Here is a 13147-nt window from a genome sequence, read left to right as displayed (position 1 = left end):
ACCCCACCGCGGACCCGACCACGCGGGCACGAGACCCGACCCCACCGCGGACCCGACCACGCGGGCACGAGACCCGACCCCACCGCGGACCCGACCACGCGGGCACGAGACCCGACCCCACCGCGGACCCGACGCGTACCGTGGGCGGGACCTTCGACCCGCGCGTTGCATAAGTATGTATAGTGATGCATATGACGATCAGAGTCGCGGTCGCGGGTGCGTCCGGGTACGCAGGCGGAGAGACGCTCCGCCTGCTCGCCGGGCACCCGGAGGTGGAGATCGGCGCCGTCACGGCGCACAGCAACGCGGGGTCGCTCCTCGGTGAGCACCAGCCGCACCTGCGATCCCTCGCCGACCGTGTGCTCCTGCCGACGACGGTCGAGCACCTGGCGGGGCACGACGTCGTCGTGCTCGCGCTGCCGCACGGCGCGTCGGGCGAGATCGCGGCGCAGCTCCGGGACGACGTGCTCGTGCTGGACCTGGGCGCGGACCACCGGCTGGAGTCCGCGGCGGACTGGGTGGCGTTCTACGGCTCCGAGCACGCGGGGACGTGGCCGTACGGGCTGCCGGAGCTGCTGCGCACGAGCGACGCCGGCGCGGGCGCGAGCGAGACGAAGCAGCGCGAGCGGCTCGCGGGAGCGCGCCGCATCGCGGTGCCGGGCTGCAACGTCACGGCGGTCACGCTCGGCATCCAGCCCGGTGTCGCGGCGGGTCTCGTCGAGGGACGCGACCTCGTCGCGGTGCTCGTCAACGGGTACTCGGGCGCGGGCAAGTCGCTCAAGCCGCACCTGCTCGCCTCCGAGGCGCTCGGCTCGGCCCAGCCGTACGCCGTCGGCGGGTCGCACCGGCACATCCCGGAGATCGCGCAGAACCTGCGGGCCGCGGGGGCCCCGGCCGTGAGCATCTCGTTCACGCCCACCCTGGTCCCGATGTCGCGCGGCATCCTCGCCACGGTGACGGCACGCCTGTCCGACGACGCCGCGCGCCTCGACCCCGCGGAGCTCGACGCGCGCGTGCGCCGCGCCTGGGAGGACGCGTACGTCGGCGAGCCGTTCGTCCGGGTGCTGCCCGTGGGGCAGTGGCCGACGACGGCCATGACGCTGGGCGCCAACACGGCGCTCGTCCAGGTCGCGGTCGACCACGCCGCGGGTCGCGTCGTCACCGTCACGGCGATCGACAACCTCGTCAAGGGCACCGCGGGCGCCGCGGTGCAGTCCATGAACATCGCGCTCGGCCTGCCGCAGACGGCGGGCCTCACGACCGAGGGGGTCGCACCGTGACCGTCACCACCCCGCAGGGCTTCCGGGCCGCCGGCGTCGCCGCCGGGCTCAAGTCCACGGGCGCCCGCGACGTCGCGCTCGTCGTCAACGACGGGCCGCTCGACGTCGCGGCTGCCGTGCTCACGACGAACCGCGTGTTCGCCGCGCCGGTCGCGTGGACGCGGCAGGCCGTGAGCGACGGGCGCGCGACGGCCGTCGTGCTCAACTCGGGCGGCGCGAACGCGTGCACGGGGCCGGAGGGCTTCGCCGACACGCACCGGACCGCGGAGCACGTCGCGGACGTGCTCGCGACCTCCGCGGGCGACGTGCTCGTCTGCTCGACGGGCCTCATCGGCGTGCGGCTGCCCCTGGAGAAGCTGCTCGCCGGGGTCGACGCCGCCGCCGCGGCGCTCGCGGACCCGGTCGCCACGGTCGACGGCGGCGGGGACGCCGCGCTGGCGATCATGACGACGGACACCGTGCCCAAGACGGTCTCCGTGGTCCGCGAGGTCTCGGACGCGACCGCGACGGACGGCGCCGCGACGTGGTCCGTGGGCGGCATGGCGAAGGGCGCGGGCATGCTCGCGCCGGGCCTCGCGACCATGCTGTGCGTGCTCACGACGGACGCCGTCGTCGACGCCGCGACGGCCGACGCCGCGCTGCGCGCCGCGACCCGTACCACGTTCGACCGCGTCGACTCCGACGGCTGCATGTCGACGAACGACACGGTGATCCTCCTGGCCTCCGGCGCGTCCGGGGTCGAGGTGACGCTCGACGAGCTCACGGACGCCGTGACCGAGGCCAGCGCCTCGCTCGCGCGCCAGCTCGTGGCCGACGCCGAGGGTGCGAGCCACGACGTCGCCGTCACCGTGGTGAACGCGTCGAGCGAGGACGCCGCGGTCGCGGTCGCGCGCGCGGTGACGCGCTCGAACCTCTTCAAGGCCGCGATCTTCGGCAACGACCCGAACTGGGGGCGCATCGTGTCGGCCGTCGGGACGGTCCCCGAGGACGTCGCGCCGTTCGACGCGCTCCTGCTCGACGTGTCGGTGAACGACGTCCAGGTCTGCCGGGCCGGGGGAGTGGGCGAGCCGCGCGAGCTCGTCGACCTCGCGGCCGAGCGCGAGGTGCGCGTCGAGATCGACCTGCACGCCGGCTCCGCGACCGCGACGGTCTGGACCAACGACCTCACGCACGACTACGTCCACGAGAACAGCGCGTACTCCTCATGAGCGACCCGACCACTCCCACGCCCCACCCGGATGACGCCGCGTTCGACACGCGCACCGACCTGCGCCCCGAGCAGAAGGCCGAGGTGCTCGTCGAGGCCCTGCCGTGGCTGGAGGAGTTCGCCGGCGCGCTCGTCGTCGTCAAGTACGGCGGCAACGCCATGGTCGACGACACGCTCAAGGCCGCGTTCGCGCAGGACATGGTGTTCCTGCGCCGCGTCGGCCTCCGCCCCGTCGTCGTGCACGGCGGGGGCCCGCAGATCTCCGCGATGCTCGACCGGCTCGGCATCGAGTCCGAGTTCCGCGGCGGCCTGCGCGTCACGACGCCGGAGGCGATGGACGTCGTGCGCATGGTGCTCACGGGCCAGGTCTCGCGCGAGCTCGTCGGCCTCATCAACGCGCACGGCCCGTACGCCGTCGGGCTCTCGGGCGAGGACGGCGGCCTGCTCCAGGCGCAGCGCCGGCACGCGACGGTCGACGGCGAGCCCGTCGACGTCGGCCTCGTCGGCGACGTCGTCGAGGTGCACCCCGCCGCGGTCCAGGACCTGCTCGACGCCGGGCGCATCCCCGTCGTCTCGACGATCGCGCCCGACCTCGAGGACCCGACCCAGGTGCTCAACGTCAACGCGGACACCGCGGCCGCGGCGCTCGCGGTCGCGCTCGGCGCGAAGAAGCTCGTCGTCCTGACCGACGTCGAGGGTCTGTACACGTCCTGGCCGGACAAGGACTCGCTCGTCGCGCAGATCACGCGCTCCGAGCTCGCGACGCTCCTGCCGTCCCTGTCCGCGGGCATGGTCCCCAAGATGGAGGCGTGCCTGCGCGCCGTCGAGGGCGGCGTCCCCGCGGCGACGGTCATCGACGGCCGCGTACCGCACTCGACGCTGCTCGAGGTCTTCACCACCCAGGGCAACGGGACCATGGTCGTCCCGGACCCGCTCGGCGCCGCCCGGTCCGAGGCCACCACGACCGCGGGAGGCGCCGCGTGAACCAGCTCGACCACCCGACGGGCGCGCCCGCGCCCGCGACGACGAGCGCCGTGACGGCTCCGGGCGACGGCTCCGTCGCCCAGTGGACCGACCGGTACGCGCACGCCGTCATGGACACGTTCGGCCCGCCGCAGCGCGTCCTCGTGCGCGGCGAGGGCGCGTACGTCTGGGACGCCGACGGGAAGCGGTACCTCGACCTGCTCGCGGGGATCGCGGTCAACGCGCTCGGCCACGCCCACCCGACGCTCACGGCCGCGGTCTCCGCCCAGCTCGGCACGCTCGGTCACGTCTCGAACTTCTTCGGGACCCCGACGCAGATCGCGCTCGCCGAGCGCCTCCTGACGCTCGCGGAGGCGCCCGAGGGGTCGCGCGTGTTCTTCACGAACTCGGGCACCGAGGCCAACGAGGCGGCGTTCAAGATGACGCGCCGGAACAACGACACCGGACGTCGCACGCGCGTCCTCGCGCTCCAGGGCGGCTTCCACGGCCGGTCGATGGGCGCGCTCGCGCTGACGTCGAAGGCCGCGTACCGCGAGCCCTTCGAGCCGCTCCCGGGCGGTGTGGAGTTCGTCGTGTTCGACGACGTCCCCGCGCTGGAGGAGGCGTTCTCTCCTGCCGCGGTGGCCGAGCGCGGCGAGGTCGCGGCGCTCGTCGTCGAGCCGGTGCAGGGCGAGGCGGGCGTGCGGTCGCTCTCGCCCGGCTACCTCGTCGCGGCGCGCGAGCTCACGGCGCGCCACGGCGCGCTGCTCGTGCTCGACGAGGTGCAGACCGGCGTCGGGCGCACGGGCTCGTGGTTCGCGTACCAGCAGCAGGAGGTGGGCGGCGGGATCGTGCCCGACGTCGTCACGCTCGCCAAGGGCCTCGGCGGCGGGTTCCCCGTGGGTGCCGTCGTGGCGTACGGCGAGCGGGCGGCGACGCTGCTCGGCCGCGGTCAGCACGGCACGACGTTCGGCGGCAACCCGGTCGCCGCCGCGGCGGCGCTCGCGACGCTGGGCGTCATCGAGCGGGACGACCTCCTGCAGAACGTCCGGACGGTCGGCAGGCTCCTGCGCGACGAGATCTCCTCGGCGGGCAACCCGCTCGTCGCCGGGGTACGGGGGCGCGGCCTGCTGCTCGCCGTCCAGCTCACCCGGCCCGTCGCGGCCGACGTCGCGCGCGCGGCGCTCGACGCGGGGTTCGTCGTGAACGCCGTCGCGCCCGACGCGATCCGGCTCGCGCCGCCCCTGGTCCTCACGCCCGAGCAGGCGCGCGACGCCGTCGGGTTCTTCGCGACCGTCGCCGTCCCGGCCGACCCGACCGCCGCGTCGGCCAACCCCGCCGGGTCCGGCGCGACCCCCACACCTACCGGCCCCACGACGAGGAGCTCCTGATGGCCCCCCGGCACTTCCTGCGCGACGACGACCTGACGCCCGCCGAGCAGCGGCAGGTCCTCGAGATCGGTCTCGCGTTCCGCGACGACCGCACGTTCCGTCAGCCGCTCGCCGGCCCGCAGGGCGTGGCGGTGCTGTTCGACAAGCCGACGCTGCGCACGCAGCTCTCGTTCGCGACGGGCGTCGCCGAGCTCGGGGGCTTCCCGGTCGTCGTGGACGGCCGGCTCGCCCAGGTCGGCGTGCGCGAGTCCGTCGCGGACGTCACGCGCGTGCTCGACCGGCAGGCGTCGGCGATCGTGTGGCGCACGTTCGGGCAGGACCGCCTCGAGGAGATGGCGGCGATCAGCCGGGTGCCGGTCGTCAACGCCCTGACCGACGACTTCCACCCGTGCCAGATCCTCGCGGACCTCCTCACGGTCGCCCAGCTCCGCGGCGGGACGGGGGCGCTCGCGGGCCAGACGCTCGCGTACGTCGGCGACGGCGCGAACAACATGGCGCACTCCTACCTGCTCGGCGGCGCGACCGCGGGCCTGCACGTGCGGATCGGGACTCCCGACGGGTACCCGCCGCACCCCGTCTTCGTCGCCGACGCGGAGCGGATCGCCGCCGAGACCGGCGGGTCGGTGCTGGTCACGTCCGACCCGGTCGAGGCCGTCGCGGGGGCGGACGTCGTCGCGACCGACACGTGGGTGTCGATGGGGGACGAGGCCCAGGCCGAGCAGCGCGCGCTCCCGTTCGTGCCCTACCAGGTGAACGACGAGCTCCTCGCGCACGCGAAGGACGACGCGATCGTCCTGCACTGCCTGCCCGCGTACCGCGGCAAGGAGATCACCGTGGAGGTCATCGACGGGCCGCGCTCGGCGGTGTGGGACGAGGCGGAGAACCGGCTGCACGCGCAGAAGGCGCTGCTCACGTTCCTCCTGGAGCGGTCGTGACCGAGGCCCGCACCGCGACGACGAAGACGGCGCGCCACGCGCGCATCGCCGAGATCGTGCGCCGCACCGAGATCCACTCGCAGGCCGAGCTCGCGCGCGAGCTCGAGCGCGAGGGGCTGTCGGTGACGCAGGCGACGCTCTCGCGCGACCTCATCGAGCTGCGCGCCGAGAAGGTGCGCGGCGCGTCGGGCGCGCTCGTGTACGCCGTGCCGGGGGAGGGCGGCGACCGCAGCGTGCAGACCGCGGAGTCGCCCGAGTACCTCGCGGCCCGGCTCGCGCGCCTGTGCTCGGAGATGCTCGTCTCCGCGGAGGCGTCCGCGAACCTCGTCGTGCTGCGCACGCCCCCGGGGGCCGCGAACTACCTCGCGTCGGCGATCGACCACTCCGTCCTGCCGCACGTGCTCGGCTGCATCGCGGGCGACGACACGATCCTCGTCATCGCGCGCGACCCCGACGGCGGCGCCGACCTCGCGCGGCGCTTCCTCGAGCTGTCCGGACCCCTGGGCGGGACCCTCCCGGGCACGCCCGACTGACCGGCGTCGGACCGCCCTCCGCTCGACCGGCGCGACCGGGCCGTCCTGCGACACTGGACCACAGACCCCACCCGCACGTCACAGAAAGAGACCGTCATGACTGAACGCGTCGTGCTCGCCTACTCGGGCGGCCTGGACACGTCGGTGGCCATCGGCTGGATCGCCGAGGCCACGGGCGCCGAGGTCGTCGCCGTCGCGGTCGACGTCGGCCAGGGCGGGGAGGACCTCGAGGTCATCCGGCAGCGCGCCCTGGACTGCGGCGCCGTCGAGGCGTACGTCGCCGACGCGCGCGACGAGTTCGCGGCCGAGTACTGCATGCCCGCGCTGCGCGCGAACGGCCTCTACCTCGACCGCTACCCGCTCGTCTCGGCGATCTCGCGCCCCGTCATCGTCAAGCACCTCGTGCGCGCCGCGCGCCAGTTCGGCGCGACGACCGTCGCGCACGGCTGCACCGGCAAGGGCAACGACCAGGTGCGCTTCGAGGTCGCGACGACGTCGCTCGCGCCCGAGCTCAAGACGATCGCGCCCGTGCGCGACCTCGCGCTGACGCGCGAGAAGGCCATCGAGTACGCGGAGAAGCACTCCCTGCCCATCGCGACGACCAAGCACAACCCGTTCTCGATCGACCAGAACGTGTGGGGCCGCGCGGTCGAGACCGGCTTCCTCGAGGACATCTGGAACGCCCCGACCAAGGACGTCTACAACTACACCGACGACCCGACGTTCCCGCCCGTCGCGGACGAGGTCGTCATCACGTTCGAGCAGGGCATCCCGATCGCGCTCGACGGCGTCGCCGTGACGCCGCTGCAGGCGATCCAGGAGATGAACCGCCGCGCGGGCGCGCAGGGCGTCGGGCGCATCGACATCGTCGAGGACCGCCTCGTCGGGATCAAGTCCCGCGAGGTCTACGAGGCCCCGGGCGCCATCGCGCTCATCGCCGCGCACCAGGAGCTCGAGAACGTCACCCTGGAGCGCGAGCAGGCCCGATTCAAGCGCGGCGTGGAGCAGCGCTGGACCGAGCTCGTCTACGACGGCATGTGGTTCAGCCCGCTCAAGCGCTCGCTCGACGTGTTCGTCGACGACACGCAGCGTTACGTCTCCGGCGACGTGCGCCTCGTGCTGCACGGCGGGCGCGCGACCGTCACCGGCCGCCGCTCGGAGGCGAGCCTGTACGACTTCAACCTGGCGACCTACGACGAGGGCGACTCGTTCGACCAGTCGCAGGCCAAGGGATTCATCGAGATCTACGGTCTCACCGCGAAGCTCGCCGCCGCGCGCGACGAGAAGTTCGGCAACGGTGTGGACCTCGGGGCAGGAGCACTGTGAGCACGCACGACCAGCAGGGACCGGAGTCGACCACGTCCGCCGAGGGCGCGGCGGCAGCGGAGGCGGACGGCGCGAGCGGGCGCGTGAGCCTCTGGGGCGGCCGCTTCGCCGGCGGTCCCGCCGACGCGCTCGCCGCGCTGAGCAAGTCGACGCACTTCGACTGGCGCCTCGCGGGCCAGGACGTCGCGGGCTCGAAGGCCCACGCGAAGGTCCTGCACGCCGCGGGCCTGCTCGACGACGACGAGCTCGACGGCATGCTCGCGGCGCTCGAGCGGCTGCGCGAGGACGTCGCGTCGGGCACGTTCGTCGCGGCCGACGACGACGAGGACGTGCACACCGCTCTCGAGCGCGGCCTCATCGAGCGGGCCGGTCCCGAGCTCGGCGGCAAGCTGCGCGCCGGCCGGTCGCGCAACGACCAGATCGCGACGCTGACGCGCATGTACCTGCGCGACGAGGCGCGCACGATCGCGCGACTCGTGCTCGACGTCGTCGACGCGCTGATCGAGCAGGCCGCCGCGCACCCGGGCGCGGCCATGCCCGGCCGTACGCACCTCCAGCACGCCCAGCCGGTGCTCCTCGCGCACCACCTGCTCGCCCACGCGTGGCCGCTGCTGCGCGACGTCGACCGGTTCATCGACTGGGACGTGCGCGCCGCGCGCTCGCCGTACGGGTCGGGGGCGCTCGCGGGCTCGTCCCTGGGCCTCGACCCGGCGGCCGTCGCCGCCGAGCTCGGGTTCGACGGCCCGGTCGAGAACTCGATCGACGGCACCGCGTCGCGCGACGTCGTCGCGGAGTTCGCGTTCGTCGCGGCGATGCTGGGCGTCGACCTCTCGCGCCTCGCGGAGGAGGTCATCCTCTGGGCGACCAAGGAGTTCGGCTTCGTGCGCCTGCACGACTCCTACTCCACGGGGTCGAGCATCATGCCGCAGAAGAAGAACCCCGACGTCGCCGAGCTCGCGCGCGGCAAGGCGGGCCGCCTCATCGGCGACCTGTCGGGCCTGCTCGCCACGCTCAAGGGCCTGCCGCTCGCGTACAACCGCGACCTGCAGGAGGACAAGGAGCCCGTGTTCGACCAGGTCGACACGCTCGAGGTGCTCCTGCCCGCGTTCTCCGGCATGGTCGCGACGCTCGTGTTCGACACCGAGCGCATGGCCTCGCTCGCGCCGCAGGGGTTCTCGCTCGCGACGGACGTCGCCGAGTGGCTCGTGCGCGAGGGCGTGCCGTTCCGCGTCGCGCACGAGGTCGCCGGGGCGTGCGTGCGCGTGTGCGAGGAGCGCGGCATCGAGCTGTGGGACCTCTCGGACGACGACCTCGCGTCGATCTCCGAGCACCTCACGCCCGGCGTGCGCGACGTGCTGAGCGTCGAGGGCTCGCTCGCGTCGCGCGACGCGGTCGGCGGCACCGCCCCCGTCCGGGTCGCCGAGCAGCTCGAGGCCGCGAAGGAGCGCTCGGCCGAGTACCGCTTCTGGGCCCAGGACTGACGGCGCCCAGGCCGAGGGTGCGTGCGTGAGCGTCGACCAGGACGTGCTCGCGGACCTCGTGCGCCGCGTGCGCGACGCCGTCCCGCGCCTCGGCTCGTCGACCGGCCCGTCGCCCCGCCCGGGCGACGGGCCGGCTCGAGGCGGGGCGACGCCGTCGGGCACCCGGCTCGTGGTGGTCGACGGGCCGGCGGGCTCGGGCAAGACGACGCTCGCCGCCCAGCTGGGCGAGGCTCTGCCCGCGCAGGTCCTCCACATGGACGACCTGTACGAGGGCTGGCGGGGGCTCGAGCCCGCGTGGAGCCGTCTGGAGGAGTGGGTCCTCGCGCCCCTCGCCGCGGGTCGTCCGGGTCGGTACCGCCGCTTCGACTGGACGCTCGACCGCTTCGCCGAGTGGCACGACGTCGCCCCGGCGCCGTACCTGGTCGTCGAGGGGTGCGGGGCGGGTCGCCGCGAGGCGGACGGCGTGGCCGCGCTGCGCCTGTGGGTCGAGGCCCCGGACGACGAGCGGCTGCGCCGCGGGCTCGAGCGGGACGGCGAGGACCAGCGCACCCACTGGCTCGCCTGGATGGCCGACGAGCGCGCGCACTACGCGCGCAACGCCTCGCGCGAGCGCGCGGACGTCGTGCTCGACGGGTGGGGGAATGTCGTGCGCGCGGCGGACCGATGATCGCCGGCCGCGACGGCGTGTCCGTCGCGCAGGTCGAGGCCGCCCGGTCCGCCTGGTCCCGCGCGGTCCGGGTGACCGACGGCCTCGTGGCCGGGGTGACGACGTTCGCCGTCGTGGGCACGGCGACCGCCGTCGTCCTCGCCGCGACCGCCCGCACGGCGACGCTCTCGACCTGGTTCCTCCTCCCGAGCCGTAGCAGCACCAGGTCGGGGACGTGGTGGGTGTGGGACGTCCCGACCGACCACGTGTGGTGGATCACCCTGGCCGTCCTGCTGCCGCCCGCGATCGCGACGCTCGTCGGCGCGCGGCGGACGCGCCGTCGACGTGCCGACGTCGAGGCCGGGCTCGCCCGTGAGGGCGGACGCCTGCCCGTGGCCGCTCCACCGGCGCCGAGAGCCCGGCGCGGCCCACGGGGCGTGCCCACCGCGGCGCAGCGACGTGCCCGGGACGCCGCAGCGGCCCGCCGTCGCGTCGTCCGGCAGTGGCGCTGGGTCGAGCTCCGGCGTGCGCACCCGGCACCGGTCGCGCTCCTGGGCGCGGTCGTGGCCGCGACCGCGGGGCCGTGGTGGGTGCTCGCCCTCGTCGTCGCCTGGTCCGGCGACGCGGTCCCGGACCGCCTGCGGAGCGCCGCGGCCGGCTGCTGGGTTCCCGCCCTGTGGGTGAGCACCGCCCTGGTCGCCGTCCTGGCCGTGCACGTGGGCCGGCGGCCGCGCGAGCACGGCGGGGCGTAGATTGCCCACGACGGAAGGTGGTGCGAAGGTGACGGACGCCGTGACGCAGACGACGGGGGGCGGGGAGCCGCGCGTCGTCGGACCGTGGGACGTCCCGGCGCGGGGGTGGTACGCGCGCGACGTCCACGAGGTCGCGCGCGACCTGCTCGGGTCGTTCCTCACCCGACGCAGCGACGCGGGCGACGTCACCCTGCGGATCACGGAGGTCGAGGCGTACGACGGCGAGCGCGACCCGGGCTCCCACGCCTTCCGCGGGCGGACCGAGCGCAACCGCGCCATGTTCGGCGAGCCCGGCCGGCTGTACGTGTACCGGCACCTCGGGCTGCACCACTGCGTGAACGTCGTGTGCGGGCCGGTGGGCCGCGCGTCCGCCGTCCTGCTGCGCGCGGGCGAGGTGACCGACGGCGTCGACCTCGCCCGGTCGCGACGGCTCGTCGCCGGGAGGTGCGACTCGGACCGCCAGATCGCGCGGGGGCCCGCGCGCCTCGCGGTCGCGCTCGACCTGGACCTGCGCCAGTACGGCGCCGAGCTGACGGACCCCGACGGGGAGCTCGTGCTGCACCGCGCGTCCGCGGGGCCGCTGCGTCCCGCGATCGCGACCGGTCCGAGGGTCGGGGTCTCCGGCGACGGGGGAGACGGCGACCTCTACCCGTGGCGCTCCTGGCTCGCGGGGGACCCCACGGTCTCGGCCTACCGCCGGGTGAGCGCCCGCGCGCGGTGAGCGCCCGCCCGGTGGGCGGTGGACGTCGGACGTCGCGCGGCACGGCAGACTAGGACCCGCTGCCGCACGGCAGCATCGGACGTGCCCGGTCCACGGGTACTCGACGAAGGAGCAGAAGTGAGCGACGTTCTCGACGAGCTGCAATGGCGGGGCCTGGTGGCGCAGTCCACCGACGAGGCCGCGCTGCGCGCCGCGCTGGCCGAGGGCCCGATCACGTACTACTGCGGCTTCGACCCGACGGCGCCGAGCCTCCACCACGGCCACCTCGTGCAGCTCGTCGTGCTGCGTCACCTCCAGCTCGCGGGCCACCGCGCCGTGGCGCTCGTGGGCGGGGCGACGGGCATGATCGGCGACCCGCGCCAGTCGGGGGAGCGGGTGCTCAACACCAAGGAGACCGTCGCGGAGTGGACCGAGCGGCTGAAGTCGCAGGTGTCACGCTTCCTCGACTTCGAGGGGGACAACCCCGCCCGGCTCGTGAACAACCTCGACTGGATCTCCGAGCTGTCGGCGATCGACTTCCTGCGCGACGTCGGCAAGCACTACCGCCTCGGCACGATGCTCGCGAAGGACACCGTCGCGCGCCGCCTGCGCTCGGAGGAGGGGATCAGCTTCACCGAGTTCAGCTACCAGATCCTCCAGGGGATCGACTTCCTCGAGCTGTACCGCCGGCACGGCGTGTCCCTCCAGACGGGGGGCAACGACCAGTGGGGCAACCTGCTGTCGGGCGTCGAGCTCATCCGCAAGACCGAGGGCGCGGCCGTGCACGTCCTCACGACGCCGCTCATCACCAAGGCCGACGGGACCAAGTTCGGCAAGACGGAGGGCGGGGCGGTCTGGCTCGCGCCCGACATGATGAGCCCGTACGCCTTCTACCAGTACTGGCTCAACGCCGCGGACGAGGACGTGGTGGGCTGGCTGAAGATCTTCACGTTCCGCACGCGCGAGGAGATCGCCGAGCTCGAGGCCGCGGTACGGGAGCGGCCGGGCGCGCGCGAGGCGCAGCGCGCGCTCGCCTCGGACGTCACGACCCTCGTGCACGGGGCGGAGGCGACGGCGTCCGTGATCGCCGCGAGCCAGGCGCTCTTCGGCCGGGGCGAGCTGGACGGACTGGACGCGGGGACGCTGGGCGCCGCGGTCGCCGAGCTCCCACGCACGACGGCGACGGTGGGAGACGCGGTCGTCGACCTGTTCGCGGCGTCCGGCCTCGTCGCGTCGAAGGCCGCGGCTCGTCGAGCGGTGGCCGAGGGCGGGGCGTACGTCAACAACCTCAAGGTGACGAGCGAGGACGCCGTCCTCGCGCCGGACGACCTGCTGCACGGGCAGTTCGCCCTCCTGCGCCGGGGGAAGAAGACGCTCGGGGTCGCCGTCGCGGACGGCGCGGCCGGCTGAGCAGCCTCGTCGCCACGATCACGAAGGGGCCGGACCGCGTCGAGCGGCCGGCCCCTTCGGCGTCTCGTCGTGGCGGGACGGGACAGGCCCTACCTCTCGTGCCGCCCGGACGGACGCGTCGGGCGGGCAGTCGGGCGGGGCTGCCGAGCAGGGCTGTCGAGCAGGGCTGGCGAGCCGGCTCAGCGTGCGAGCACACGGATTTGGCACCCGGGCGGAGCGCGTGTAGTGTTCTCGACGTTCGCCCGGCAGGGAGGAACGGACACCGAGTCTCGATCGCACGAGACGGTGGCTGGTCCCCCGGGCGGTCCCCCTCGAGAATGACTCGGAGCCTCGCGCGCCGTGACATGATCGGGGCTGCTGGTTCCCCGGCTCCCTCCGCTCGAATCACCGAGTTGGAGAGGGCGCAGAGGATCTGGTAGATTAGAGAAGTTGCCCCAAGCGAGGTTCTGCCCGGTCGGGTGGTGCTGAGTTGGTGTGTGTCGGTTGTTTGAGAACTCAACAGTGTGCTTGTTAGTCAATGCCA

General features: G+C 74.3%; 12 protein-coding genes. All 12 read left to right on the top strand.

Annotated features, from left to right (window positions below; all coding sequences use genetic code 11):
- Window positions 1-185 precede the first annotated feature (185 nt).
- The 12 genes from argC (at window position 186) to tyrS (ending at window position 12624) form a co-directional block, all read left to right on the top strand.
- Window positions 186-1280 carry an N-acetyl-gamma-glutamyl-phosphate reductase gene (argC, locus tag ACZ402_RS20165; RefSeq protein WP_375824514.1) on the top strand — a complete coding sequence of 365 codons (1095 nt, stop codon included), beginning with the start codon at window positions 186-188 and terminating at the stop codon, window positions 1278-1280.
- Entirely contained in the window at window positions 1277-2488 is a 1212-nt protein-coding gene (gene argJ, locus ACZ402_RS20160; protein ID WP_375824515.1) for a bifunctional glutamate N-acetyltransferase/amino-acid acetyltransferase ArgJ, read from the top strand. Before argC ends, argJ begins: the two co-directional genes overlap by 4 nt.
- On the top strand, window positions 2485-3471 hold the full coding sequence (gene argB / locus ACZ402_RS20155) for an acetylglutamate kinase (RefSeq protein ID WP_375824516.1): 987 nt from the start codon (window positions 2485-2487) through the stop codon (window positions 3469-3471). Before argJ ends, argB begins: the two co-directional genes overlap by 4 nt.
- A 50-nt stretch (window positions 3472-3521) precedes the next feature.
- Window positions 3522-4841 carry an acetylornithine transaminase gene (locus tag ACZ402_RS20150; RefSeq protein ID WP_375824530.1) on the top strand — a complete coding sequence of 440 codons (1320 nt, stop codon included), beginning with the start codon at window positions 3522-3524 and terminating at the stop codon, window positions 4839-4841.
- On the top strand, window positions 4841-5776 hold the full coding sequence (gene argF / locus ACZ402_RS20145) for an ornithine carbamoyltransferase (RefSeq protein ID WP_375824517.1): 936 nt from the start codon (window positions 4841-4843) through the stop codon (window positions 5774-5776). Before ACZ402_RS20150 ends, argF begins: the two co-directional genes overlap by 1 nt.
- On the top strand, window positions 5773-6309 hold the full coding sequence (locus ACZ402_RS20140; RefSeq protein WP_375824518.1) for an arginine repressor: 537 nt from the start codon (window positions 5773-5775) through the stop codon (window positions 6307-6309). Before argF ends, ACZ402_RS20140 begins: the two co-directional genes overlap by 4 nt.
- A gap of 96 nt (window positions 6310-6405) precedes the next feature.
- On the top strand, window positions 6406-7635 hold the full coding sequence (locus ACZ402_RS20135; RefSeq protein ID WP_375824519.1) for an argininosuccinate synthase: 1230 nt from the start codon (window positions 6406-6408) through the stop codon (window positions 7633-7635).
- A complete protein-coding gene (gene argH, locus ACZ402_RS20130) occupies window positions 7632-9116 on the top strand; it encodes an argininosuccinate lyase (RefSeq protein ID WP_375824520.1) in 1485 nt (494 codons plus the stop codon). Before ACZ402_RS20135 ends, argH begins: the two co-directional genes overlap by 4 nt.
- A 25-nt stretch (window positions 9117-9141) precedes the next feature.
- Window positions 9142-9783, top strand: coding sequence for a uridine kinase family protein (locus ACZ402_RS20125; RefSeq protein WP_375824521.1), 642 nt, complete (start codon window positions 9142-9144; stop codon window positions 9781-9783).
- The gene (locus tag ACZ402_RS20120; RefSeq protein WP_375824522.1) at window positions 9780-10514 is read left to right on the top strand and encodes a hypothetical protein; all 735 of its coding nucleotides are present in this window, start codon (window positions 9780-9782) and stop codon (window positions 10512-10514) included. Before ACZ402_RS20125 ends, ACZ402_RS20120 begins: the two co-directional genes overlap by 4 nt.
- Before the next feature lie 40 nt (window positions 10515-10554).
- The gene (locus ACZ402_RS20115) at window positions 10555-11235 is read left to right on the top strand and encodes a DNA-3-methyladenine glycosylase (RefSeq protein WP_375824523.1); all 681 of its coding nucleotides are present in this window, start codon (window positions 10555-10557) and stop codon (window positions 11233-11235) included.
- 117 nt (window positions 11236-11352) lie between these two features.
- Window positions 11353-12624, top strand: coding sequence for a tyrosine--tRNA ligase (gene tyrS / locus ACZ402_RS20110; protein ID WP_375824524.1), 1272 nt, complete (start codon window positions 11353-11355; stop codon window positions 12622-12624).
- The last annotated feature ends 523 nt before the right edge of the window (window positions 12625-13147 follow it).

The organism is Cellulosimicrobium sp. NPDC030954 (genome assembly GCF_055571305.1).
The sequence above is the reverse complement of the archived record's forward strand: the minus strand, read 5'-3'. Positions and strand labels throughout refer to the sequence as shown.

Excerpts from the sequence above, each read along its gene's own strand:
- ACZ402_RS20120 (WP_375824522.1), top strand. The coding sequence starts at position 9,780 with ATGATCGCCGGCCGCGACGGCGTGTCCGTCGCGCAGGTCGAGGCCGCC.
- argC (WP_375824514.1), top strand. The coding sequence starts at position 186 with ATGCATATGACGATCAGAGTCGCGGTCGCGGGTGCGTCCGGGTACGCA.
- argB (WP_375824516.1), top strand. The coding sequence starts at position 2,485 with ATGAGCGACCCGACCACTCCCACGCCCCACCCGGATGACGCCGCGTTC.
- ACZ402_RS20135 (WP_375824519.1), top strand. The coding sequence starts at position 6,406 with ATGACTGAACGCGTCGTGCTCGCCTACTCGGGCGGCCTGGACACGTCG.
- argF (WP_375824517.1), top strand. The coding sequence starts at position 4,841 with ATGGCCCCCCGGCACTTCCTGCGCGACGACGACCTGACGCCCGCCGAG.